Genomic DNA, 228 nt, shown 5'->3' with positions numbered 1-228 from the left:
CCTGAGCCGGCCGAGACGCACGTACCCGAGACGCTGACCGCCGAGGTCGAGCACGGTCATGGCGGCGTGAGCGCCGAGGACGCAGCGGCGAGCGCCGCCGAACTCGCGCACAGCACCTATGCCGCGGCGACGAAGGACGAACTCGAAGATCTGCGCCGCGAGGCGCGGAAGAAGCTCGTCGAAGAGGCGATCGCGAAGGGACTGCCGGTCGACCCGAAGTGGCTCGAG

At 70.2% G+C, this 228-nt stretch carries 1 protein-coding gene; it reads left to right on the top strand.

What is annotated here, in order from left to right; genetic code table 11:
* Positions 1–228, top strand: a 228-nt coding sequence (locus SB754_RS23525; RefSeq protein WP_410784642.1) for a hypothetical protein, incomplete at both ends; no start/stop codon positions are given.

The sequence above is a fragment of the Leifsonia sp. SIMBA_070 genome, from assembly GCF_046534635.1.
Taxonomy (GTDB): Bacteria; Actinomycetota; Actinomycetes; order Actinomycetales; family Microbacteriaceae; genus Leifsonia.
The sequence above is the reverse complement of the archived record's forward strand: the minus strand, read 5'-3'. Positions and strand labels throughout refer to the sequence as shown.